At 63.6% G+C, this 21,954-nt stretch carries 24 protein-coding genes; 7 read left to right on the top strand and 17 right to left on the bottom strand.

The features are described 5' to 3' along the window. The first annotated feature begins 35 nt into the window (after positions 1–35). Complete coding sequence (locus AC1Y2B_RS13320; protein WP_482253587.1) at positions 36–770, top strand: hypothetical protein; 735 nt, start codon at positions 36–38, stop codon at positions 768–770. On the opposite strand, the gene AC1Y2B_RS13315 is transcribed toward AC1Y2B_RS13320, so the two are convergent. Next, entirely contained in the window at positions 767–1,321 is a 555-nt protein-coding gene (locus AC1Y2B_RS13315) for a retropepsin-like aspartic protease family protein (RefSeq protein ID WP_482253583.1), read from the bottom strand. The two genes, AC1Y2B_RS13320 and AC1Y2B_RS13315, sit on opposite strands and share 4 nt — an antisense overlap. A 4-nt stretch (positions 1,322–1,325) precedes the next feature. Further along, a complete protein-coding gene (locus AC1Y2B_RS13310; protein WP_482253582.1) occupies positions 1,326–1,967 on the bottom strand; it encodes a MarC family protein in 642 nt (213 codons plus the stop codon). Between the two features lie 171 nt (positions 1,968–2,138). Between AC1Y2B_RS13310 and AC1Y2B_RS13305 the strand changes: the two genes are divergently transcribed. Then, on the top strand, positions 2,139–3,260 hold the full coding sequence (locus AC1Y2B_RS13305; protein ID WP_482253581.1) for a lysozyme inhibitor LprI family protein: 1,122 nt from the start codon (positions 2,139–2,141) through the stop codon (positions 3,258–3,260). Here the strand turns inward: AC1Y2B_RS13305 and AC1Y2B_RS13300 are convergent. Both AC1Y2B_RS13300 and AC1Y2B_RS13295 read right to left on the bottom strand, forming a co-directional pair. Further along, a complete protein-coding gene (locus tag AC1Y2B_RS13300) occupies positions 3,257–5,110 on the bottom strand; it encodes an ABC-F family ATP-binding cassette domain-containing protein (protein WP_482253580.1) in 1,854 nt (617 codons plus the stop codon). The genes AC1Y2B_RS13305 and AC1Y2B_RS13300 overlap by 4 nt on opposite strands. A gap of 174 nt (positions 5,111–5,284) precedes the next feature. Then, positions 5,285–6,274, bottom strand: a complete 990-nt coding sequence (locus AC1Y2B_RS13295) for a zinc-dependent alcohol dehydrogenase family protein (protein ID WP_482253579.1) — start codon at positions 6,272–6,274, stop codon at positions 5,285–5,287. Between the two features lie 141 nt (positions 6,275–6,415). On the opposite strand from AC1Y2B_RS13295, the gene AC1Y2B_RS13290 reads away from it, so the two are divergent. Further along, positions 6,416–7,006: a nitroreductase family protein gene (locus AC1Y2B_RS13290; RefSeq protein WP_482253578.1), complete on the top strand. Its 591-nt coding sequence runs from the start codon at positions 6,416–6,418 to the stop codon at positions 7,004–7,006. Positions 7,007–7,136: 130 nt separating this feature from the next. Here the strand turns inward: AC1Y2B_RS13290 and AC1Y2B_RS13285 are convergent, their stop codons facing one another. From AC1Y2B_RS13285 to AC1Y2B_RS13275, 3 genes are all read right to left on the bottom strand, one after another. After that, the gene (locus AC1Y2B_RS13285; protein WP_482253577.1) at positions 7,137–7,358 is read right to left on the bottom strand and encodes a putative quinol monooxygenase; all 222 of its coding nucleotides are present in this window, start codon (positions 7,356–7,358) and stop codon (positions 7,137–7,139) included. A gap of 108 nt (positions 7,359–7,466) precedes the next feature. After that, a complete protein-coding gene (gene guaA, locus AC1Y2B_RS13280) occupies positions 7,467–9,041 on the bottom strand; it encodes a glutamine-hydrolyzing GMP synthase (RefSeq protein WP_482253576.1) in 1,575 nt (524 codons plus the stop codon). A gap of 57 nt (positions 9,042–9,098) precedes the next feature. Continuing rightward, the gene (locus AC1Y2B_RS13275; RefSeq protein WP_482253575.1) at positions 9,099–9,905 is read right to left on the bottom strand and encodes an arylamine N-acetyltransferase family protein; all 807 of its coding nucleotides are present in this window, start codon (positions 9,903–9,905) and stop codon (positions 9,099–9,101) included. Between the two features lie 156 nt (positions 9,906–10,061). On the opposite strand from AC1Y2B_RS13275, the gene AC1Y2B_RS13270 reads away from it, so the two are divergent. Beyond that, complete coding sequence (locus AC1Y2B_RS13270; RefSeq protein ID WP_482253574.1) at positions 10,062–11,606, top strand: trimethylamine methyltransferase family protein; 1,545 nt, start codon at positions 10,062–10,064, stop codon at positions 11,604–11,606. A 94-nt stretch (positions 11,607–11,700) separates the two neighbouring features. On the opposite strand, the gene AC1Y2B_RS13265 is transcribed toward AC1Y2B_RS13270, so the two are convergent. Next, a complete protein-coding gene (locus tag AC1Y2B_RS13265) occupies positions 11,701–11,991 on the bottom strand; it encodes a DUF6477 family protein (RefSeq protein ID WP_482253573.1) in 291 nt (96 codons plus the stop codon). Between the two features lie 228 nt (positions 11,992–12,219). On the opposite strand from AC1Y2B_RS13265, the gene AC1Y2B_RS13260 reads away from it, so the two are divergent. Then, on the top strand, positions 12,220–13,347 hold the full coding sequence (locus AC1Y2B_RS13260) for a DUF6456 domain-containing protein (protein ID WP_482253572.1): 1,128 nt from the start codon (positions 12,220–12,222) through the stop codon (positions 13,345–13,347). 68 nt (positions 13,348–13,415) lie between these two features. On the opposite strand, the gene AC1Y2B_RS13255 is transcribed toward AC1Y2B_RS13260, so the two are convergent. Continuing rightward, positions 13,416–14,357 (bottom strand): hypothetical protein, encoded by a 942-nt coding sequence (locus tag AC1Y2B_RS13255; protein WP_482253571.1) that lies wholly within the window; start codon positions 14,355–14,357, stop codon positions 13,416–13,418. Positions 14,358–14,462: 105 nt separating this feature from the next. On the opposite strand from AC1Y2B_RS13255, the gene lipA reads away from it, so the two are divergent. Then, complete coding sequence (gene lipA, locus AC1Y2B_RS13250) at positions 14,463–15,419, top strand: lipoyl synthase (protein ID WP_482253570.1); 957 nt, start codon at positions 14,463–14,465, stop codon at positions 15,417–15,419. 87 nt (positions 15,420–15,506) lie between these two features. Here the strand turns inward: lipA and AC1Y2B_RS13245 are convergent, their stop codons facing one another. The 8 genes from AC1Y2B_RS13245 to hpt form a co-directional block, all read right to left on the bottom strand. Continuing rightward, a complete protein-coding gene (locus AC1Y2B_RS13245) occupies positions 15,507–16,421 on the bottom strand; it encodes a hypothetical protein (RefSeq protein WP_482253569.1) in 915 nt (304 codons plus the stop codon). A gap of 240 nt (positions 16,422–16,661) precedes the next feature. Beyond that, complete coding sequence (locus tag AC1Y2B_RS13240) at positions 16,662–16,850, bottom strand: hypothetical protein (RefSeq protein ID WP_482253568.1); 189 nt, start codon at positions 16,848–16,850, stop codon at positions 16,662–16,664. Positions 16,851–16,956: 106 nt separating this feature from the next. Then, entirely contained in the window at positions 16,957–17,970 is a 1,014-nt protein-coding gene (locus tag AC1Y2B_RS13235) for a hypothetical protein (RefSeq protein ID WP_482253567.1), read from the bottom strand. A gap of 142 nt (positions 17,971–18,112) precedes the next feature. Beyond that, the gene (locus tag AC1Y2B_RS13230; protein WP_482253566.1) at positions 18,113–18,583 is read right to left on the bottom strand and encodes a c-type cytochrome; all 471 of its coding nucleotides are present in this window, start codon (positions 18,581–18,583) and stop codon (positions 18,113–18,115) included. A 167-nt stretch (positions 18,584–18,750) separates the two neighbouring features. Continuing rightward, entirely contained in the window at positions 18,751–19,371 is a 621-nt protein-coding gene (locus AC1Y2B_RS13225) for a glutathione S-transferase family protein (RefSeq protein WP_482253565.1), read from the bottom strand. 67 nt (positions 19,372–19,438) lie between these two features. Continuing rightward, the gene (locus tag AC1Y2B_RS13220; protein WP_482253564.1) at positions 19,439–20,329 is read right to left on the bottom strand and encodes a c-type cytochrome; all 891 of its coding nucleotides are present in this window, start codon (positions 20,327–20,329) and stop codon (positions 19,439–19,441) included. A gap of 147 nt (positions 20,330–20,476) precedes the next feature. Next, positions 20,477–20,635: a hypothetical protein gene (locus AC1Y2B_RS13215; protein ID WP_482253563.1), complete on the bottom strand. Its 159-nt coding sequence runs from the start codon at positions 20,633–20,635 to the stop codon at positions 20,477–20,479. Between the two features lie 31 nt (positions 20,636–20,666). After that, positions 20,667–21,206: a hypoxanthine phosphoribosyltransferase gene (gene hpt / locus AC1Y2B_RS13210; RefSeq protein WP_482253562.1), complete on the bottom strand. Its 540-nt coding sequence runs from the start codon at positions 21,204–21,206 to the stop codon at positions 20,667–20,669. A gap of 149 nt (positions 21,207–21,355) precedes the next feature. Here hpt and AC1Y2B_RS13205 point away from each other — a divergent pair, with 149 nt between their 5' ends. After that, positions 21,356–21,829, top strand: a complete 474-nt coding sequence (locus AC1Y2B_RS13205; protein WP_482253561.1) for a type II toxin-antitoxin system RatA family toxin — start codon at positions 21,356–21,358, stop codon at positions 21,827–21,829. Positions 21,830–21,954: the final 125 nt, after the last annotated feature.

Genomic DNA, 21,954 nt, shown 5'->3' with positions numbered 1-21,954 from the left:
GTGGGTGCCAATATGCTGCGCAAGGCGGTTGGCTGGTGACAGGCTGGCGGCGCATTGGCCCCACGCCGGGCTTGATGGCTTGGGCGGCAGCGGCCCTGCCGTTGGCCAAAGCCGCGCTGGCAACCTCGACCGAGCCTTTGCGCTGCGGTGGCACTTGGGCGGTCGGACTGGACGTGCTGCCAAATGACGCCTCGGGCCGGGTTGGGGGCGTGGATCTGCCTTGGGCCGATCTTGGTCTGGCGCCAGAACCCTTGCACAGGGCGCAACTTTCCACCGTCTTTCCCGGCTATCCGCAGCCCTCGGCCGAAGAAACCGCGCAGGCCTTTGCCTTCCGCCGCAATCGCGATGCGGCGCATCTGGATGGGCTGTTGCCGGTGGGCCCCGACCGCCAGCGCCGGATCATGGAACCGCATGGCTGGATCTTGGGGCTTCCTTTGAATGACAGCACAGGCTCACCGCTTGTGGTGTGGGAGGGCAGCCATGCCATCCTGCGCGAGGCGTTGCGCGACGTCCTGTCACCGCATCCGCCGGCCATGTGGGACGAGGTTGACGTAACCCAGGCTTACACCCAGGCCCGTCGCCGCGTGTTCGAGACCTGTAAACGGGTGGAACTGCCCGCCCGCCCCGGCGAGGCGACCCTGTTGCACCGGCTCACCCTGCATGGCGTGGCACCTTGGGCCGAAGCGGCGCAGGCCCCGCCCGAGGGCCGCATCATCGCCTATTTCCGGCCGCTGCTGGCATCCGTGCAGGACTGGCTGCTGCAGCCCTAACGCCGCAGCACCATCTGATCCCCGGCGATGGTGATCTGGAACTGCCCCAGATAGGACATGCCCAGCAACGAGATGTCCATCGGCGCCTCGTTCACCGAAACGCCAAGGCCGTCCTCGTGGAAGGGGCCGAACGTGACATTGGGCAGCGTCACCCGCGCCGTGCGCACGATCCCGTTCGCGGTGGAGGCCTGACCTGTGTAGACCAAGGCGCCGGGATCAATCCCGACCCGCCGCGCGTCATCGGGCGTCAGGACCACGTCAGAGGCTCCGGTGTCGACCATGAAGGTCAGCGGCCGGCCACCGACCGAAACCTGCGCATAGTAATGGCCATCCTGCGCACGGGGCAGGGTGACGTTGGCCGCGCCGACAGCTTGGGTCGGGCGCATGCCGCGCTGGATATCACCCCACAGGCCATAAACCGCCATCAGACCGACAAAGATCATCACCCAAGACAGCACCACCTTCAGGGTCCGCCCGAAATTCCGGCGCAGTTCCAAGCCGCCCCAGACCGCCAGCGCCACCACCAGAAGGCCGATGTAGATCAGCCGCATCGTGCTATCGCCCGGCATTGGCCACCAACCCGAAGTGCAACAGGCCCGCGCCCTTGATGCCGTCAATGACGAACTGCACCGCCAGCGCGGCCAGCAACATCCCCAAAAGCCGCGTGATCACCACGGTTCCGGTCCGCCCGAGCAGCTTTTCAATCGGCGGTGCGGCCAGAAGGAAAACAAAGGTAGCCACGATCATCGCCGCCAAAAGACCCAGAACCTCCAGCTTGGCCTCCCACCGCGGCCCGGCCTGACCCATCAGCAGGATCATCGACGCAATTGCCCCGGGTCCGGCAATCAGCGGCGTCGCCAGCGGGAAGACGGAAGGATCATGGTCGGGATCGGCATGGGCACCCTCGCGCTGTTGGGTGCGCCGTTCGAACAGCATGTCGATGGCGGTCAGGAACAAAAGCATCCCCCCCGCGATGCGGAAGGCTGGCATCGAGATGCCGATGAAGCCCAGCAAAGCCTCTCCGAACAGACCGAACAGGGTCAACAGGATCAAGGCGATGATGCAGGCCCGCTGCGCCATCGCCGTGCGGCGGGCGGGGGCCATGCCTTGGGTCAAGGCGATGAACAGCGGCACCAGCCCGGGCGGGTCGATGACGACGAAAAGGGTTGCAAAGGCGGTGATCAGGAAGGGGCTCATGGCGCCACCCTTCCGGGTTTGCGGTCTCGGGTCAATCCCGGACCGGGTCCGGACCTGGCCTATGTGCCGCTTGCGCCGCCCGTTGCGGGAAAGATCGCCTCAGGCTAGCGTCGGAACCAGACCACCGCGGAAGGACAAGCATGGTGCGGGCGAAGCGAAAGGGGAGTTTACATGGCACACGATCCAAGGCTGCAACTGGGGCTGTCGGTTTTCGCTCTGCTCGCCCTCGCGCAAATGCTGCCTGCCCATGCCCAGACGGCGCAACCGGCTTTCGATTGTTCGAGCGATGTGTCGCAGACCGAGGAGACGATCTGCACCCAGGACGCGCTGGCCAAGGCCGATGTTCAGTTGAACGACCTTTACCGTCAGACCCTTGCCACAAGCGCCGACCAGCCCAGCCGCGACCGCGTCAAGATGCAGCAGAAACAGTTCCTGAAGACACGCGATGCCTGCGGGAGCGATGCTGATTGCATCCTTGCGGCCTATCAGGCGCGGATGGTGGCCCTTGCCCCCAAGGGGACCTCTGCGCAGGCCAAGCCACCAGCCGGGCCGGAGGGCATCAGCTTCCAGTTCGATCAGCCCATCGGCGGTTCCCGGATTTCGGGGCTGTGGTTCCCGGTTGTGCTTCCCGATGACCCTGCGCCGATGGGGCCTGCGATCATCCGGCTGACCGACGCGCAAACGGGGCAGGTGGTCCAGATTTCCGAAAACGCCGTGGCGCTCTTGGATCAGGCGGCAACGGATGCCCTGACGACAGCCTCCGGGCAGATCGATTTCACTCGGACCAAGGGTGTCTTGCATCTTTCTTACGGCGCGGCAGACCGTGCCACGCAGGCGTCATGTCCCGAGTCCGGCGATACCTGCCTGTTCTTGGGAGAAATTCCGGTTGACCTTCAGGACCTTGACTTCGATGGCAAGCCGGATGTGGTGATCGCGCACAAGGGCATGGGCCAGCGCGGCAGCACGGCCTATTCGGTCTATACGATCAACGAGGGCGACGGCGTCACCCTTGGCGCGGACAACCTGGGGCAGGGCATCTGGGGCTATCCGGTCTTCGCCCGCATCGATTCCCTGACCAGCTTCAACCTCGACGAACGGGTGATCGAGGTGGAGAATTCCGGCGGCGCCTGCGCCTCTTCGGTGGAGACCCACCAGGCCGACGCGGCGACGCCGTTCGCCCTGACCCGCTATCAGGTGGATTCCACCGACGCGAACGGGGATTGCGTCACGCAAGACTTCCGGGTGGAGACGCGGGACAATGGAGTCGTGACCTATACGCCGGTGAAGAACTAGGCCGCCTGCGCCGTCTCCAGCTTTTCGGTCGCTTGCAGCCACATGGCTTCGGCGCGGTCCAGCGCGTCCATCACCTCGGCGTATTTCTTGTTCCAGGTCTCCAACTCGCCGATGCGGGCGGCCTCGTAAAGCTCGGGGTCGGCGAGTTTCTTGGCCAGCTTGTCGCGCATGTCGTTCAGTTTGGCCAGACGCTCTTCGGACTTGCGCACCTCGGCGCGGAGCACAAGCACCTCGTCGCGCGACAGTTTCTTGGGCTTTTCCACCGGCTTGGCGGCAGGCTTTTCCACCTCGTCCCCGGCCAGCAATTGCTTGCGATAGGCTTCAAGGTCCTCGGTGTAGGGTGTCACAGCACCATTCTTGACCAGCCAAAGGCGGTCGGCCACCAGTCCCAACAGGTGCATGTCGTGGCTGACCAGAACCACGGCGCCCTTGTATTGGGTCAGCGCTTCCACCAAAGCCTCGCGGCTTTCGATGTCGAGGTGGTTGGTCGGTTCGTCGAGGATCAGAAGATGCGGCGCCTCGATCGTGGCCAGCAGCAGCGACAGTCGCGCCTTCTGCCCGCCCGACAGCCGCCCCACGGCGGTTTCCGCCTGATCGGGGCCAAGGCCGAAGCCGGCCAGACGCGCCCGCAGCCGCGCTTGTTGCTCCAGCGGCTTGACCCGCTGGATGTGCTGCAGCGGGGTCTCGTCGATATGCAGTTCATCAACCTGATGCTGGGCGAAATAGCCAATCCGCAGCTTGGACGAGCGGGTGATCTTGCCTTCTTGTGCCGTAAGTTTTCCGGCCAAAAGCTTCGACAGCGTCGATTTGCCCTGCCCGTTGCGGCCCAGAAGGGCGATCCGGTCGTCCTGGTCAATCCGCAGGTTCAGCTTCTTCAGGATCGGCGGGCCACCATAGCCCACGGCGCAGGCGTCCATGTTGATGATCGGCGGTGCCAGTTCTTCCGGCTCGGGGAAGGTGAAAACCACTTGCCGCGCCTCTTCGGGCGGGGTGATCAGGGTCATCTTTTCCAGCATCTTGACGCGGGACTGGGCCTGGACGGCCTTGGAGGCCTTGGCCTTGAAGCGGTCCACGAAGGACTGAAGATGGGCGCGGCGGGCGTCCTGCTTCTTGGCCTCGGCGGCCTGATTGGCCCGGCGTTCGGCCAACTGACGCGCGAACTGGTCATAGGGGCCGTTCCACAGCGTCAGCTTCTTCTGATCCAGATGCAGGATCGCGCCCACGGCCCGGTTCAGCAGGCCACGGTCATGGCTGATGATGATGACGGTGTGGGGGTATTTCTGCAGGTAGCTTTCCAGCCAGAGCGCGCCTTCAAGGTCAAGGTAGTTGGTCGGCTCGTCCAGCAGCAGATAGTCGGGCTGCGAGAACAGCACCCCCGCCAAGGCCACGCGCATCCGCCAGCCGCCCGAGAAATCCGAACAGGGGCGACGCTGCGCTTCGGGCTCGAACCCCAGCCCGCGCAGGATGGAAGCGGCGCGCGCCTCGGCACTCCATGCGTCAATGTCGTTCAGGCGGGCTTGGATGTCGGCAATGCGGTGGGCGTCATGCGCGGTTTCCGCCTCGGCCATCAAAGCGGCGCGTTCGGTGTCTGCCGCCAGCACCGTGTCGATCAGCGACACGTCCGAGCCGGGCACTTCCTGCGCCACGCCGCCAATCCGTGCCCGGTTCGGCATGGAAATCGTGCCACCCTCCAACGCCAGTTCGCCCTTGATGATGCGAAACAGCGTGGTTTTGCCCGCGCCGTTGCGGCCGACAATGCCCACCTTGTGGCCGGTCGGAATCGTGGCGGAAGCGCCCTCGAACAGGGGGCGGCCTTCGACGGAATAGGTGATGTTCTCGATTTTCAGCATGCGCACGGCCTTGCCCGACCTTGAGGCCGGGGTCAAGCGGGGAAGGGCAGGAAAGCGCGCGCTGGCTGTGCCCGGGGCGTCGCGCCGCCCCCAATCGGGCCATCGGCGCTGCATGGACACCTGCAGGCGAATGTTCCGATCCCTCTGCGGCGGTTCAGCTTCGGGCGGAAGCGGTCAGGGCAGGATCAGGACTTTGACCTCGCCGAGGCGCGGCGGGTTGGCGATGGCGTCGGCGGCTTCGGACAGCGGGATGGTACGAGAGATGAGCTTGGCCACGTTGACGGTGCCTGCCGCGATCAAGGCCGCGGCGCGACTTTGGGTGAAGGGGTTGATGAAGGCATGCAGCAGGGCGATTTCGCGAAACAGCAGGTCAAAGGGCTCGATGGCCACCTTCTCGGCCTGCGGCAGAACGCCAAGGATGACAACGCGCCCCCCGCGCGCGCAAAGGCCGGGGGCGGCTTCGACCGTTTCGGCCACCCCGGCGCATTCCAGCACCAGGCTGGCCCCTTCGGGCCAAAGGCGGCGGGCCTCCGTGGCCGAGGCGGCGGTAATGGTGGCGCCAAGGTCCAGCGCAAGGTCGCGCTTGGCGCCTTGGCGGGTGACCAGCATCACCTCTGCCCCGGCCTGCCGCGCCAGCTGCAGGGCCAACAGGCCTATCACACCGCCGCCCAGCACGATAACCCGTTCACCGGGTTTCGGCGCGCCGATATCCAAGCCATGCAGGGTGCAGGCCAAGGGCTCGCAAAACGCGCCGAACAGCGGGTTCAGATTGGCGGGCAAGGCATGCGCGCGGTGGGCTGGCAGGCGCGCGAAAGCGGCAAAGCCGCCGTCGTCATGGATGCCGATGGCGCGGTTGTTGCGGCACAGGTTGACACGACCCATTCGGCACTCGGGGCAAATGCCGCAGGGACAGTTCGGATCACAGGTGACGCGCAGGCCCAGGGGCAGACTGACACCCGCGCCAATGGCGGTGATCACCCCGCTGAACTCGTGGCCCAGCGTCACCGGCGGGGCCGAGGGAAACTCTCCCTTGAACAGATGGCGGTCCGTGCCGCAGATGCCCGCCGCCTCAACCTTGATGACAATCTCGCCGGGACCGGGCGTGGGGGCATCGATCTCGACCAGCCTGAGATCGCCAATGCCGAAAAGACGGGCTGCTTGCATGGGGTCCTCCTGCGGCCATCAGCACAAGATCCGGGCACCCCGTCAAGATTGTTCACCGGTGCAGAGTTTCTCCGCGCGGATGGGCCTTTTCTTGCGCCCGCTTGCGGCCTAAGTCCGGTCAAGCCAAGTCAGGATATTGCCATGAACGCGCACGCCCCCTCGCCCCGCCTTGCCGATCATTCTGTGGACCAGATCTTCCTCGACCGCTTTTCGCCCCGGTCGTTCAGCGACACCACGCTGACCGAGGCAGAGGTGCTGGCCGTGCTGGAAGCCGCCCGCTGGGCACCCTCTGCCGCCAACAACCAGCCGTGGCGTTTTGCCTATGGGCTGCGGGGCGATGCCGGGTTCGCCCGGATTGTCGAGACGCTGGTGCCTTTCAACCGGCTTTGGGCCGAAAAGGCTGCGGCGCTGGTGGTTGTGGCCTCCAAGACCACGGTCGAGAAAGGGGGCGTCCCCAGCCCCAACGTCTGGCACGCCTTTGACGCCGGCGCCGCCTGGATGAGCATCGCATTGCAGGCGCATCTGAAGGGCCTGTTCGCCCATGCCATGGGGGGCTTTGAAAAGGACAAGGTTGTGGAATTGCTGGGTCTGCCGCAAGACCACGCCGTCCATGCCGTGGTGGCACTTGGCACGCAGGGCCCGGTCGAGGCGCTGCCCGAACAGCTGCGCCCGCGTGAAGTGCCAAGCCTGCGCTTGCCGCTGGCCGATCTGGCCAAGCACGGCTCTTTCTGACCCGGTCATCCAGGTCCAAAGATCCCCGGAGAACGGTCAAAGGGGGCCGCGCCGGCCATTGCGGCAGGGGCCCTCAGTCGCCGATTTCTTCCATGCGGAAGTCGCGCAGGATGCCGCGTGTCGCGGCAAACTAGGCGCTGTCGCGGGTGCGGGCCTGATGGGCGTCAAAGCTCGGGCGGTCGCGGAAGGCTTCCATCACCTCATAGACCATCGGGTCATCGGTCGGAGTGACCTCAAAGGTCAGGCAGCCCGGTTCGGCGCGGGTCAGGGCGATGTGGTCCGACAGATGCTGGCGGACCGCCGCCACCTCGTCTTGCGTCATGCAGATCAGTTGGCCGCGCAATCTTACCATTCTAAACCTCGAATTTTCGGCGAAAATTCTGGAAGCAAGGATCTTCCGCGAACATCCTGATCCTTCGCAGAAAGATCGTTGGTGGATGTTTCGCAGAAAGATCAGGCCTCATTCCAGTTCAATCGTCCCCGGCGGTTTGCTGGTGCAATCATAGAACACCCGGTTGATGCCCTTGACCTCGTTGATGATCCGCGTCGCGGTTTCGCCCAGGAAATCGTGCGTGAAGGGATAATAATCCGCCGTCATCCCATCGACCGAGGTCACCGCGCGCAAGGCCAGCGCGAAGTCGTAGGTCCGCCCGTCGCCCATCACACCCACGGTTTTCATCGGCAGGATGGCGGCGAAGGCCTGCCAGATCTCGTCATAAAGACCGTGCTTGCGGATCTGGTCGATATAGACCGCATCGGCTTTGCGCAGGATATCCAGCTTTTCGGTGGTGATCTCTCCCGGGCAGCGGATGGCCAGACCGGGGCCGGGGAAGGGGTGGCGGCCGATGAAGCTGGCCGGAAGACCCAGTTCGCGGCCCAAGGCGCGGACCTCGTCCTTGAACAGCTCGCGCAGCGGTTCGACCAGCTTGAGGCCCATCTTTTCCGGCAGGCCGCCGACATTGTGGTGGCTTTTGATGGTGACAGAAGGTCCGCCGCCGAAGGAAACCGATTCGATGACGTCAGGGTACAGCGTGCCCTGCGCCAGAAATTTCGCCCCGCCCACCGCATGCGCATGCTTCTGGAACACGTCGATGAACAGCCGTCCGATGGTCTTGCGCTTCACTTCGGGATCTGAAACGCCTTCCAGCGCGCCAAGGAACAGGGCGCTTTCGTCGGCATGGATCAGGGGAATGTTGTAGGTGTCGCGGAACATCTTGAGGACCTGTTCCGCCTCGCCCAGCCGCAACAGGCCGTGGTCGACAAAGACGCAGGTCAGTTGCTCGCCGATCGCTTCGTGGATCAGCACGGCGGCCACCGACGAATCCACCCCGCCCGACAGGCCGCAAATCACCTTGGCGTCGCCCACCTGATCGCGAATCTTGCGGATGGCTTCTTCACGGTAGGCGCCCATCGTCCAGTCGCCCTTGAACCCGGCCAGCTTGACGAAATTCTCGTAAAGCCGGGCACCTTTCGGGGTGTGGTGGACCTCTGGGTGGAACTGCACGGCGTAAAAGTGCCGGGACACATCTGCGGTGATGGCGAAAGGCGCGTTGGGGGAGGTCCCGTAAACCTCAAACCCCGGCGCGATCTTCGACACGTGGTCGCCGTGGCTCATCCAGACCTGTTCGTCACCGGTCTCAAACCAGCCATGGAGCAGGGGCAGGTCGCCGACCCGGGTCACATAAGCCTTGCCAAATTCCGCCGTGCCGTGGCCACCTTCGACATGACCGCCCAGCACATGCATCATCACCTGCTGGCCATAGCAGATGCCCAGGATCGGCACGCCCAGATCGAAGACCCCCTTGGGCGGCATCGGCGCGCCCTCCCAGTAGACCGAGGCCGGCCCGCCGGAGAAGATCACGGCTTTCGGGGCGAAGGCCGCAAGGAAGGCCTCGTCGATCTTGTTGTAGGGGTGGATTTCGCAATAAACGTTCAACTCCCGCAGGCGGCGCGCAATCAACTGCGTGACCTGAGAGCCGAAGTCGATGATCAAAAGGCGATCATGGTGCGGGGCGGTGTGGGGCGCTTGTGTCATGCGCCCGCGTAGCTTTTGACGGATGGATAAGCAAGGGGGGGAATCAGGGCCGGGGCCCTAGCCCTCGGGGAAAAGTGCAGCATGACGGGCGGCGATGCGCGGCCACATCGCGGCCGTATCCACACCTTCGATGCCAAATCGGGTCGACAGCACCTGCGAAAGCTCGGCCGCCGAGGCCAGGACGGTCTTTTCCACTCCCTGCGCGCTGCCGTGACGCAGCACGCGCCCCAGCAGGGTCAGCGCATGGTCCTGACCCATCCGCACGGCTTCGGCGTTGAGCACGAAATGCGAGTCCGGGTGGGTTTGCAAAAGGATGTTCTGCCTGTGAAAGATCGTCTCGTCCGCCGGTTCATCGCGAAAATCGAAGGTGGTGGGCGAGCCGTAGGCATGGTTGTGAAAGCGCCAGAACCCGTCGGGCAGGCGTTCCAGCCGGAATTCGAAGGGCCCGTCACGGTGCGTGCCTTCCACCAAAGGAACAGGCGAGCGCAAGCCATCGCCCAGACCCAGATCACACAGCCAGCGCTGGTCCAGCGCCACGATCAGCGCCAGATGGTTGCCAAGGGCCGCGTCCCCCTTCTCGCGCCGGTAGACGCCAGCGGTGCAGCGCTGCACCGTAAATCCCAAGGCGCGCAGGGCCCATTCCAGAAGCCCGTTGGTCTCATAGCACCAGCCGCCACGACGCCGGGTGACCAGCTTGTCGAAAAGCCGCGCCGTGCACAGGTCCAGCGGGATGCCCAGTTGAATGTCCAGCCCCTCATAGGGCACGGCAAAGGCCTGCGCCCGATGCACGCTGTGCAAGGTCTCAACCGTCGGGGCCAGCGGGCCTTTCAGCCCGATGCGCTGCAAATAGGCGTCCAGATCCATGTCATGCTCCTTTCGCTTAGCCTACCCGGCCCTTGCGCGCCGGACGGGTCGTTTCCGTCACCCTCTCATGTCGGTTTTGGAGCGCAAGCGGCGCAAACAGGGAGCCTTCGCCGCGGCTTTCCCGCCATAAGGTGCGAAACTTTCCGGAGATGGATCATGAGCGATACGGGTGCAGGGCGCAGGGTACGGGGTGGTGGCGGGGCCACGCGCCGGGCAGAGCGGACGGCTGTCAGCTTCGAGACCGCCAAGTTCATCCAGCGCAACATCCCGAATTTCGAGATCCTGAACGAGGAAGCGCTGCAGATCATCGAATGGAACGCCGAAACCGTTCTGGAAGAAATCGGCGTGAACTTCGTGGAAAATCCGGCCGCCCTGCAACGCTGGCGCGATGCCGGCGCCGATGTGAAGGGCGAAAGGGTGCATATTCCGCGTGGGTTGGCGCGCAAGCTGTGCGCCACCGCGCCGAAAACCTTCACCCAGCACGCCCGCAATCCCCTGCGCAATGTCGAAATCGGCGGGCGTAATCTGGTGCTGGCCCCGGTCTATGGTCCGCCCTTCGTGCGCGATGCCGAAGGCGGCCGCCGCTATGCGACCATCGAGGATTTCCGCAACTTCGTGAAGCTGGGCTACATGTCCAAGTGGCTGCACCACTCGGGCGGCACGGTCTGCGAGCCGACGGATATTGCCGTGAACAAGCGCCACCTTGATATGCTCTTGGCCCACATGACCCTGTCGGACAAGCCGTTCATGGGCTCGGTCACGGCGCCGGAACGTGCGGCGGATTCGGTGGAAATGGCCAAGATCCTGTTCGGCGATGATTTCGTCGACCAGAACACCGTGATGACCAGCCTGATCAACATCAACTCGCCGATGACCTTCGACGGCATCATGATGGGCGCGCTGGAGGTTTACGCCAAGGCCAATCAGGCGGCGATCGTCTCGCCCTTCATCGTCGGTGGCGCTATGGCTCCGGTGACGGTGGCGGGCACGCTGACGCAGGTTCTGGCCGAGGTTCTGGCCGGCGTGTCTTACAGCCAGCTGGTGCGGGCCGGGGCGCCGGTGATTGCCGGGGCCTTCGTGACATCGATCGACATGAACTCGGGTGCGCCGACCTTCGGCACGCCGGAAGCCAGCCACATCACCTACGGCGTGGGCCAGCTGGTGCGTCGGCTTGGGCTGCCCTACCGGTCGGCGGGGGCCTTCTGCGGATCGAAGCTGCCCGATGCGCAGGCGGCGTACGAATCGGCCAACAGCCTGAACATGGGGCTGTTGTCGGGCGTGAACTTCATGCTGCACGCCTGCGGCTGGTTGGAAGGCGGGCTGGTGTCGTCCTACGAGAAGTTCGTGATGGACGCCGACCAGTTGGGCACGCTGCACCACATGGCGCAGGGCATCCACATGGATGTCAACGGTCAGGCGATGGACGCCATCCGCGAAGTGGGTCCGGGCGGCCACTATCTGGGCTGCGAACACACGCAAGCCAACTTCAAGACGGCCTTCTGGCGGTCTGATCTGTTCGACTTCAAACCGTTTGAGACCTGGGCCGAGGAAGGCTCGCGCGATACGCAGACGCTGGCGTCCGAGCGGGTGAAGAAGATGCTGGGCGATTACGTGCAGCCCAGCCTTGATGAAGGCAAGCAAGAGGCGCTGGAGGCCTATGTTGCCACCAAGAAAGCCTCGATGCCTGACGCCTTCATGTAACGACGTCCAACCCCTCTCCTCCTGCAAGGCCCCCCTTGGTCTTGCAGCCTAAGGCCCGCGCGGTTCCTCCCCGGCGCGGGCCTTTCCTTTTGCCTTACAGCTTCACCACCACCCGCGGCAGCAGCCGCACTTCCGCCATAAGGGCAATCAGCACCTCGATGTGGCGGGCGATGGAATAGGCCGCATCGCCGGACTTGCGGATTTCCTCCAGCCGTTCCTCTTCGTTCAGCAAGCGCGGCACCGAACGGTCGGGCGAGGGCTGCTGGCCGTCCAGAAGCCGTTTCAGATCCCGCTCGCGGCGGTATTCCGACAGGCCCAGACGTGCGGCGCGGATCATCATCTGCGGGCGGCGCAGGTCAGCCAGAAGGGCGCGGAAATCGGTCATGGCAGCAACTCCGATGCGTATTGTTTCGATCGGTGCAACATGCACCAACTCAACCGGGCGTTGCACAATGACTGTTTCCACCGTGCGATGGTTACCGGGAAGTTTAAGAATTCGAAACAATTATAGGAAATGCCTCGGATATTAAGGTTTGAGTAACCAATGCCACTCAGGGTTGCAGACGTGTACAATTCGAACATGCGGTCCCCGGGGCCGCAGCCGGACAACGATATGCAATCCAATCTGAGCGCCCAATTGACCCTGCCTGCCTGGATACCGGACGCGGTGCGGCTTTATCTGGACCACACCGAGATCGGCTTGTCGCTGCGCGCCATTGCCCGGCGCGACGGACGCCATGCCTCGACCATCCTGCGCCAGGTGCGCCGCTATGAAGGCCGCCGCGACGATCCCTTGCTGGACGAAGCGCTGCAGAGCCTGGTGCGGCGGCAGGGGACTGAACCGCTTGACCCTGACACAAAGGATGCGCCCATGTCCGCCCCGATCCGCTACCAGACCCCCGCCGCGAATGCCCTGCTTGACGAGGCCACGATCCAGCGCGAAGGCCGCCGCATCCTGCGCCGGTTGGCCGAACCCGGCTCGGTTCTGGCGGTGGCGCCCGATATGGAAAAGGCGGTGGTGATGCGGGAATTCCCCGATGGCCGCACCGCGCGGACCGGGGTGGTCGAGCGCGCCTTTGCCCAGGCTTTCGCGCTGAAGGACTGGATTTCCATTCGCAAGGCGGGCCGGGTGACCAGCTATGACCTGTCGGCCACCGGGCGGCTGGCGCTCAAGCGCATGGTCGAGGACGAGGAGGCCGGCCGCATGGGTCTGGCCGAGGCGCCACAGGTCTTCGCGGGTCAGCACCGCGACTGGGCGGAAAAGGACATCGCGACCGAGGATGGCCCGCGCCGGATGCGCTACAACCTTGCCGAAAGCCCGGTGGCGGTGCTGGGGCGGCGGCGTGACAAGGACGGCAAGGTCTTCCTGACCCCCGATCTGATCGACGCCGCCGAACGCCTGCGCGAGGATTTCGAACTGGCGCAGATGGGGGCCCGCGTGGCGCAGAACTGGGAGCGGTTCCTGACCATGGGCGACCGCGGCAACTTCCGTGCCGACGCGGGGCAGGCCGAGGGGCCGCGGGCCGCCCGCGAACGGGTGTCCGCCGCGCTGCGCGATCTGGGGCCGGGTCTGGGGGATGTGGCGCTGCGGGTCTGCTGCTTTCTAGAGGGCATCGAGGCCGCTGAACGCCGGATGGGCTGGGCCGCGCGGTCGGGCAAGATCGTGCTGCGCATCGCCCTGCAACGCCTGCGCCGGCACTATGACGAAACCTATGGCCGCTCTGGCCCGCTGATCGGGTAGCTTCGGCAGTCTGCCCATCCTGCCGCGTCCTTGGGCGCAGGCGGGATGGGCCGCAGGCCCCTGCCGGTTCAGGCTTTCACGCCTTTTCCGGCCTTGGCGCTGTCGTCTTTCAGCGCCTTTTCCGCCGCGTCGAACAACCGGACGATCTCTGTGATCTTGGCGGTGACATCGCCCTTGGGGTCCGCCGCCGCCAGTTCTTTCTTTAACTTCCGCGCCAGCGTCTCGAATTCACTAACGACCTTGCGAAAGTCGTCCAGCGCGGCCCAGGCCTTGTCGGTCAGCAGGTCCATCCGCGCATCCGGCGGGGTCAGGGCCTTCTTCTTGTCCAGACAGGTGAAGATCACCTTGTGCCATTGCTGCGCCTCTTTGACCGCCGCCTGCAGCTTTTTTTCGGACAAGGGCTGCGGTACCTCGGCCTGCGCCTCGGGGTCCTTGCCCTTCTTGAAGGCCTCGGCGATCAGATGTTCGATGAGCTTGTCGAACTGGCCGTCAAAGCTGGTCATGTATTTGTCGGGCAGATAGCGCAGGTTGCTAGCGGCGTTCAGGTCGTTGAACCGCGCGTAAAGTCCGTCGCGCATTTTCTTGGCCGCCGTGCGTTCGGGGCTTTTGTCGTGGCCCTTGGAGGCAACCATCGCCTTGTCCATCGCCTTGATCTCGTCCTCGACCAGATGGGCCGCCGCCTTGCACTTGTCGCAATGGACCTCCAGTTGCTTCAACTCGGTCCCCAGCAGCTTGCGGTCCGCCTCCAGCAGCTTCAGTGCCGCCGCAAAGCCCTTGTCCTTGACGAATTCCGCCAGCTTCCTGGAGCCGACCCCCGCCTCATAGGCCGCAATCGCGGCCTTCTGCAGGGACTTCTCATGAGCTTCCATCGCCTTGTCGCGGGCCTGAAGGGCCTTCCACAGGGCCTTGCCGTCCTCCAGCGTCAGATCCTTGATGCGGGCCTCAAGCTTCTTGGCCTCTGCGCCAAGCTTCGCCCAATCCTCGGCCATGATCCCCCGCTTGCGGCGCATGGCCGCCTTGCATGTTCACCCAAGCCCACGAGAACAACTTTTCATCACCTGCGTCAAAGGCTATGTCTGCCCAAACGCCGTGCCAGACTGCGGCAGGAGATTGCGATGACCGACCGCGACCTGAAATTGCCCGAAGAGCGCCACCCCGAAAAGGCGCATCGCGCCGACAATCCGCAGCCGAAGAAGCCTGCGTGGATTCGGGTGAAAGCCCCGACCTCCGAGGGCTACAAGCAAACCCGCGACATCCTGCGCGAGAAAAAGCTGGTGACCGTCTGCGAAGAGGCCGGCTGCCCCAATGTCGGCGAATGCTGGAGCCAGGGCCACGCCACCATGATGATCATGGGCGAGATCTGCACCCGCGGCTGTTCGTTCTGCAACATCGCCACCGGCAAACCCAAGGCGCTGGACACGTTCGAGCCGGGCCGCGTCGCCCATGCCGTGGCCGAACTGGGCCTGAAACACGTCGTCGTCACCTCGGTTGACCGCGATGACCTCGACGATGGCGGGGCGGAACACTTCGCCATGACGATCCGCGCCATCCGCCACCGCGCACCCGACACCACCATCGAGGTGCTGACGCCGGATTTCCTGAAATGTCCGCCCTCGGCGCTGGAAACCGTGGTCGCGGCCCGCCCCGATGTCTTCAACCACAACCTTGAAACCGTCCCCGGCCTTTACCCCGAAGTCCGCCCCGGCGCGCGCTACTTCGCCTCTCTCCGCCTGCTTCAGCGCGTGAAAGAGCTGGATGCGACGCTCTTCACCAAATCCGGCATCATGGTCGGCTTGGGCGAGGATCGTCAGGCCGTCCTGCAGGTCATGGATGACATGCGGGCGGCCGATGTCGATTTCCTGACCATCGGCCAGTATCTGCAACCGACCCCGAAACACCACCGCGTTGACCGGTTCGTCACCCCCGACGAGTTCAAGTCCTATGAAACCGCCGCCTGGGGCAAGGGCTTCTCGATGGTCTCGGCCACGCCGCTCACCCGGTCCAGCTATCATGCGGGCGACGACTTCGCCCGTCTGCGCGCCAACCGGATGGAGAAGCTGGGTCGGGTGTGACGGGCCAGCCCCCTTGGCCCGGTCAACCTCTTGGACGTTTGGGCCAAAACGCGCCCGACCGGCTGGCCCTTTTCAGTCCCCAAAAGGTCAAAACTTGAAGCCGACCCCCACGTCGACCAAGCTTTGGGCGTTCGTATCAATCCGGGTCAGACCTGCTTGCAGGAAGGCGCCGGACGGCAGCGTGTAGATCACGTCGCCACCCCAAGCCATGTGAGCGCGACCTTCCAGAACCACGTCGATCAGCTGTCCTTCAACCTTCACGGCGTCGGTCACTTCATAGGCCCCGAACAGCTCCAAGGCGTTTTCGCGCAGCTTGCCGATGTATTGGTGGGTGGCGACCATGCCGCCGCTGATCTTGCCCTGTTCGCCGCGCAGCACCAGTTTGATCTGGTGTTCATTGTAGGGCCCCCCCAGATGAATGCCCTGCGTCCCGACCGAGGCGCTCCAGTCGCCGCCGTTGTAGGTCACGGCCAGCTGGCGCAGCGGGACAGTCGAATTGGCGAATTCGTGGATCGCGGCGGCCATCGTCACCTTGCCGAAGCTGCCGTCATAACGCAGCCCGCGCAGCACCGGCGCATTGGCCATCAGGTTCAGGTCGCTGATGATCTCGCCCGAGGCGATACCGGCGGCCAATTGCGTCACCTCTGACCCGCCGATGGCCGGGGTGTCGAAGACCTGCGGCATGACCAGACGCGGCATGCCGACCGAAAGTTTGCCATAGGGGCTGGCCACCACGGCGGCCAGATAGTCGGCATCGCCGCGCTGACCCTTGTGCTGGACCCCGTCAAACCCAAGATCGACTCCGAACGCGTAGCCCTCGCCCAGCGGCACGCGATAGCCGGCGTCAAGTCGGGAATAGGCGAAAGTCTTGGACCGGTTGTCGATGGATAGATTTTCCACCTTGGTGACACCGGAGTAGGTGAGCCCATTGATCGCACCATCCGCCCAAGCGGTCATCGGGTGCAAAGACAGGGCCACGAGACAAGTTGCGAGGTAACGCATTGCCATTCCTTTTCAGCTTTTTTGAAGATCCAACGATTTTCATCCAAATCGTCGGAACGGCTGTGAATAACAACGCGCGCTAAAGATCGAAGCGGGTGTCAGACGGATACCTTTGGGCATGGCGGTGGGAATCCGAGGGGTAAAGCATGATCTAAGGGCCGTGAACGATGGGTTTGGGCCAACGGGGAAGCGCGGAAGGGTGCTTTGCCCTTGCGCTGGTCTTGGCTTGCGCGGGGTCCGTCAGCCCTGCGATTGGCGATAGGCCGAATGGCAGGCGCCGCAGGCCATGCCCAAAGCTGCGATGCCGGATTTCAAGCTGTGGGGATTGGTGGCGGCTGCGGTCTTCAGCGCCCGGGCGGCGGGGCCAGGATCGCTCTGATTGGTGGGAACGTCATCCAAAGGTTGGGCTTTGCGGAATTGTCGGCTCACCTGCAATGCTGCGAACCGGCGGGAAACTGATCAAGGCTGATATCTGGTTGCAAATCAAAAAGTTCACCTGTCTCCGGGCGAACCTTTGCATGCGAAGTGCCAAAGGTCAGAACTTGTAGCCCAGTCCAACGTTGATCAGGGTGTGATGCAGCAGCGCAAGACTTTGTGCGTCAGTGTGCGCGAGACCAGCTTGCACGAAAACACCCGACGGCATGGTGAAGCTGGCGTCCAGTCCCAGACCAAGGGTCGCATCCCTATTGACCACCACGTCAAACACTTGCGCCTCGACCCGTACGCGGTCCGTCACATCATAACCGCCGAACACCTCAAGCGTGTTTTCACGACCGTGGACCACGAATTGGCGGGTCGCCACAAGACCGCCGCTGAACTTGTCATGTTTCGCGTGCACAGCCAATTTGATCTGGTGTTCCTTGAACAGGCGCACGTCAATGCCCTGACCACCGATGGCAGCACTCCAATCGCCTGCATCATAGGTGACAGCAATCTGGCGGAGAGGGTTCCTGAAGTGGTCGTATTCATGCAAGGTGGCGGCAACCGTCACCTTGCCGAAGGTGCCGTCATAGCGCACACCGCGCCGCCACGGCGCGTTCTTGAACAGGTATGCTTCGGCCTGCAAGCCGCCCGTAAAGATGTCCGCAAACAACTGCGCCACCTCTGACCCACCGAGTGCGGGCGTGTCAAACGTTTGCGGGATCACCAGACGCGGCATGCCGATCGACAGCTTGCCATAGGGACTGTCCAGCACGGCGGCGGCAAAGACAGCATCGGCGCGACCGCCGCCTTGTTTGACAGCATCGACGCCCAGATCCGCACCAAACTTTACGCCCTTCGCAACAGGGAAGCGATACCCCAGATCAAATTGCGTGAAGGTGAAGGTCATCGGATGATTCTGGGCTGAAAGATTCTCAATCTTGACAAGACCCGAGTAGCTTATCGGTGATACCGGCTGCGCCATCGCCACCAAAGGGTTCATGCACAAAGATATCATTGCCGGTAAAAGGGACTTCATGGTCGTTCCTTCCAAGGCTGGTCGCGCGGACGCTTCAAGGAAGATCAATATCTTAAGTCGCTTCCGTCGAACGGAACTCTTGCGGACCATCGTTTGACCTTTAGACCGTTTTTATTTCGAAAGTGCCGCCCATAGTTGCAATGCAGATGTGTCATGCAAATACCGATTTGAATGGGAGGCCAAATTGTCCTCCCATTGCCGTCAAAGACCATGCTCGGCCTTGCCTTACGTATCAGCCCTGCGATTGGCGATAGGCCGAATGGCAGGCGCCACAGGCCTTGCCCAAAGCCGCGATGCCGGATTTCAGGCTGTCGGGATTGGTTGCGGCTGCGGTCTTCAGCGCGTCGGCGGCCTTGTTCAGATCGCCCAGTTTGGCCAGAAAATCGTCCGGCGTCGCCCACAGTTCCGGCTTGGCAGAACTGTCGGCCGACTTGCCCGCTTCCGAGCCTGCCGGGAACTGATCCAGGCTGATCACCGATGCCACAGCCGCCACATTGGCCGCCGCCTTGGCCGCGGCTGCTGCGTCATAGGGGGCATCGCCCTTGACCATGGCGCCCATCTTGCCGACATCCGCGGCCATCTGCATCATCAGCCCGTGACGGGTTTCCACGATGTCGGCGAAGGGATCGGCGGTTTCGGCCCAGACGGTCACACCGGCCAGAACCAAGGCGCTGCTCAACCCCAAAATCTTTAGTATTTTCATTGTCTTCTCCATTCAGCATGTGCATTTCTGCGCCTGCATATGGAACGGCCTGACCTGAATATTCTATGGCTATCGTGGCACAAGGACCCGATCTAGTTCCCCGGTTTACCCAGTTGCAGGCGGCGATTCGCCCGAAAGAAAACCCAGGCTGCGCGAAGGATCGCCTGTTAGGCCGGTGGCACGAAAGATTGCGAAATTTCTTGAAAGACCGGCATCGCCTCGCACCGCGCGGCGTGCTGGCGCAGGGCCGGGCAGGGGGCAAGATCCACCGTCTCGCCATGCGAATCAGCCACGAAGCGCAGGGCGCAGGCCACCGCGATGTCAGCATGACCGATCCGGTCGCCAAACCACCACGGACCGGGACGGGCGGCGCGGTCCGCCTCCAATGCGGCAAGCACCGAGCCGATCTGATGGGCGCAGCGCGCCTCCCAGGTGGCCGAGGTTTCGCGGTGCAGCACCCGTTCGTAAAACAGGCTGACCGCCTTTTCCGCCAATCCCGTGGCCAAGGTGGCCACCTTCAGCGCCCGATGCCGGGCCGGTTCGCTGCGCGGGAACATCGGCGCGTCCACCAGGCCGTCAAGATGGTCCAGGATCATGTGGCTGTCGGTCAGCACGAAGCCGTCGTCCAGCACAAGGGTCGGCACCCGCATCAAGGGGTTCAGCGCCCGGATTGCCTCGCCATCGCCGAACACCGACCAGGGACGATGCTCGAACGGGATGTCATAAAGGCGCAAGGCAATGCCGGTGCGGCGCACGAAGGGGCTGTCATACTGGCCGATCAGGATCATCGAAGGCTCCATCAGAACGCGGCGATCCGGAAGTTCTGCCAGAGTGCCGCCGCCCTTGTCATCCGCCTTATTTAACCGCAGGCACCGCTTTGAGATAGGCCACCACGGCGTTCACGTCGCTTTCGGGCAGGTGTCCCATGTTTTCCACCACATGCGTCATCTCGCCACCAGCGAAGTCGAAATCCGGCGTGGCGCCGGTGGTCAGGTAGGTGAAGATGTCCTTTTCGGACCAATCCAGCTTGCCCGAGGTGATGTTGGGCACTTTGGATTTGCCGCCGTCGATCACCGATCCGCCCAGCCACGCCGCCTTGTTCAGCCCCCCCATCGCGTTGCGTGGCGTATGGCACTCGCCACAATGCGCCAGCGCCTCGGCGATGTAGCGGCCCCGCTTGACCTCGTCCGTCATGTCGCCGGTCAGCACATAACCGGTGCCGCCGAACAGCAGCTTCCAGACCCCCAAAGAGCGGCGGATGTTGAACGGAAAGCCAACGTCATGCGGCTTGCTGGGTGTGGCTGAAGCCGGCAGGCTGTCCACGAAGGCCTTCAGGTCAACCAGATCCTGCGGCTCCATCTTGGCATAGGCGACATAGGGCATCGCCGGATATTCATGCGAGCCATCGGGACGCACGCCATCCTGAATGGCATGGGCGAAGGTGGCAATCGACCAGCCGCCAATGCCCTCCTTGGGATCGGATGAAATGTTGGGCGCGTAGAATGTGCCAAAGGCGGTCGCAAAGGCCTGGCCCCCCGTCAGCACCAGTTCGTCCGCACCCTTGGCCCCCGGTGCCATATGGCAGGATTCACAGCCCGAGGCCCAGAATACCGCCTCGCCATGCGCCTTGTCGCCCGTCAGTTTTGCCAGATCGTCGGTCGGGCGCAGCACCGGGGCGGTCAAATACCACCCCACCGCTGCGGCGATGACGGCCAGCCCGACCAGAGAACGAAGTATGCGGCCCATGCGATGCTCCTGCAGCAATTTCGCCGCACTCTGCACAATCGACCCAGTCCCGCAAGCAATCTTAAGCGTGGCGACCCTAAACTTGCCGCTTCTCGCCAGCGGACTGACCCAAGGTATAGCTCTTGAAGCCGAAGGAAGGCCGACCTGTCAGGGTTTGGGCAGGCGCAGTTGGCCGCTGTTCACGCGAAGCCATGCGGGCCAGCCCCAAAGATGCTCGATCCCGACCAGGATCAGGCTGACCGCCAGTACGACAAGCATCACAAGGACCTGCCGTTTGCCGGGAGGATGGCGGACCCAGCGAGCCATTCGCAAAAGCCAGGTCAGGTCCATGCCACGCCTATTCGGTGAAGCGCACCTTGCCGATATAGGGCAGGTTGCGGTTGCGCTGCGCGAAGTCGATGCCGTAACCCACGACGAATTCATCGGGGATCTCGAAGCCGGTCCAGGTCGCCTTGATGTCGACCTCGCGGCGCGAGGGTTTGTCCAGCAGGGCGCAGACCGTCAGCTTGCGCGGCTCGCGCGCTTCCAGCAGTTTGCGGACATGGTGCAGGGTAAAGCCGGTGTCGACGATGTCTTCGACGATCAGCACATCCTTGCCGGCAATCTCGCCGCGCAGGTCCTTGAGGATGCGCACCTCGCGGCTGGAATGCATGCTGTCGCCATAGGAAGAGGCTTCCAGAAAGTCGACCTCGACCGGCAGGCCGATTTCCCGCACCAGATCGGCGATGAAGACGAATGAGCCGCGCAACAGGCCCACGACCACCAGCTTGTCGGTGCCCTTGAAATGCTGGGTGATCTCGGTGGCCAGCTCTTCGACCCGCGCGGCAATTGCCTTGGCGCTGATCATCTGGTCTATGACATATGGACGTTCCGGCATGGCCACACGTGCCTCCTGCTGCACTTGGTCGCGTCGGCGGACGGAAGACCGGATTCCCCTTTTCCGCGTAACACACTCACGCTACTTCAAAAGCAGGGCCAAGCCGCTTGCAAGGCCCAAAGCAGCGGCGATGCAGCGGAAAGAACCGGATGACACGGCACCACGAGGAAAAAGTCCTGCCCCACAGTGCGGCGCAGATGTATGATCTGGTGGCAGACGTGGCGCGATATCCCGAATTCCTGCCCTGGACCGCCGCGGCCCGCATCCGCTCACGCAACCCGATCGAAGGCGGCGCGGCCGGGGCGGAAGTGATGGAGGCCGATCTGGTGATCTCGTTCAAGCTGTTCCGCGAAAGGTTCGGCTCGCGCGTGACGCTGCTGCCGGCCGAGGGCCGCATCCTGACCGAATATATCGACGGCCCGTTTCGCCATCTGAAATCGGTCTGGAGCTTTGCCGAAGCGCCTCAGGCTCAGGGTCATCCGGCTTGCAAGGTGGTCTTCGACGTCGATTTCGAGTTTCGCAACGCCATCCTGTCCGGCGTGATCGGTCTGGTCTTCAACGAGGCGATGACCCGCGTGGTGCGGGCCTTCGAGACGCGGGCACGGGTGCTGTACGGCGGGTGATTTGGGGCGGGTGATTTGGGGCGGGTGATTTGGGGCGGTGTTCTGGGCGAATTGCCGGTCCGGCCTTGTCCCCAACGCACAACCTTGGCAAGCCCCGAAAGGCTACATGCCCTTCAGACCAATGG

It is taken from the genome of Stagnihabitans sp., from assembly GCF_964946895.1.
This window is presented reverse-complemented; position numbering and strand designations above follow the sequence as displayed.

Coding starts and splice junctions, on each gene's coding strand:
- AC1Y2B_RS13315 (WP_482253583.1), bottom strand. CDS start 1,321: ATGCGGCTGATCTACATCGGCCTTCTGGTGGTGGCGCTGGCGGTCTGG.
- AC1Y2B_RS13310 (WP_482253582.1), bottom strand. CDS start 1,967: ATGAGCCCCTTCCTGATCACCGCCTTTGCAACCCTTTTCGTCGTCATC.
- AC1Y2B_RS13305 (WP_482253581.1), top strand. CDS start 2,139: ATGGCACACGATCCAAGGCTGCAACTGGGGCTGTCGGTTTTCGCTCTG.
- AC1Y2B_RS13300 (WP_482253580.1), bottom strand. CDS start 5,110: ATGCTGAAAATCGAGAACATCACCTATTCCGTCGAAGGCCGCCCCCTG.
- AC1Y2B_RS13295 (WP_482253579.1), bottom strand. CDS start 6,274: ATGCAAGCAGCCCGTCTTTTCGGCATTGGCGATCTCAGGCTGGTCGAG.
- AC1Y2B_RS13290 (WP_482253578.1), top strand. CDS start 6,416: ATGAACGCGCACGCCCCCTCGCCCCGCCTTGCCGATCATTCTGTGGAC.
- AC1Y2B_RS13285 (WP_482253577.1), bottom strand. CDS start 7,358: ATGGTAAGATTGCGCGGCCAACTGATCTGCATGACGCAAGACGAGGTG.
- guaA (WP_482253576.1), bottom strand. CDS start 9,041: ATGACACAAGCGCCCCACACCGCCCCGCACCATGATCGCCTTTTGATC.
- AC1Y2B_RS13275 (WP_482253575.1), bottom strand. CDS start 9,905: ATGGATCTGGACGCCTATTTGCAGCGCATCGGGCTGAAAGGCCCGCTG.
- AC1Y2B_RS13270 (WP_482253574.1), top strand. CDS start 10,062: ATGAGCGATACGGGTGCAGGGCGCAGGGTACGGGGTGGTGGCGGGGCC.
- AC1Y2B_RS13265 (WP_482253573.1), bottom strand. CDS start 11,991: ATGACCGATTTCCGCGCCCTTCTGGCTGACCTGCGCCGCCCGCAGATG.
- AC1Y2B_RS13260 (WP_482253572.1), top strand. CDS start 12,220: ATGCAATCCAATCTGAGCGCCCAATTGACCCTGCCTGCCTGGATACCG.
- AC1Y2B_RS13255 (WP_482253571.1), bottom strand. CDS start 14,357: ATGCGCCGCAAGCGGGGGATCATGGCCGAGGATTGGGCGAAGCTTGGC.
- lipA (WP_482253570.1), top strand. CDS start 14,463: ATGACCGACCGCGACCTGAAATTGCCCGAAGAGCGCCACCCCGAAAAG.
- AC1Y2B_RS13245 (WP_482253569.1), bottom strand. CDS start 16,421: ATGCGTTACCTCGCAACTTGTCTCGTGGCCCTGTCTTTGCACCCGATG.
- AC1Y2B_RS13235 (WP_482253567.1), bottom strand. CDS start 17,970: ATGGTCCGCAAGAGTTCCGTTCGACGGAAGCGACTTAAGATATTGATC.
- AC1Y2B_RS13230 (WP_482253566.1), bottom strand. CDS start 18,583: ATGAAAATACTAAAGATTTTGGGGTTGAGCAGCGCCTTGGTTCTGGCC.
- AC1Y2B_RS13225 (WP_482253565.1), bottom strand. CDS start 19,371: ATGATCCTGATCGGCCAGTATGACAGCCCCTTCGTGCGCCGCACCGGC.
- AC1Y2B_RS13220 (WP_482253564.1), bottom strand. CDS start 20,329: ATGGGCCGCATACTTCGTTCTCTGGTCGGGCTGGCCGTCATCGCCGCA.
- AC1Y2B_RS13215 (WP_482253563.1), bottom strand. CDS start 20,635: ATGGCTCGCTGGGTCCGCCATCCTCCCGGCAAACGGCAGGTCCTTGTG.
- hpt (WP_482253562.1), bottom strand. CDS start 21,206: ATGCCGGAACGTCCATATGTCATAGACCAGATGATCAGCGCCAAGGCA.
- AC1Y2B_RS13205 (WP_482253561.1), top strand. CDS start 21,356: ATGACACGGCACCACGAGGAAAAAGTCCTGCCCCACAGTGCGGCGCAG.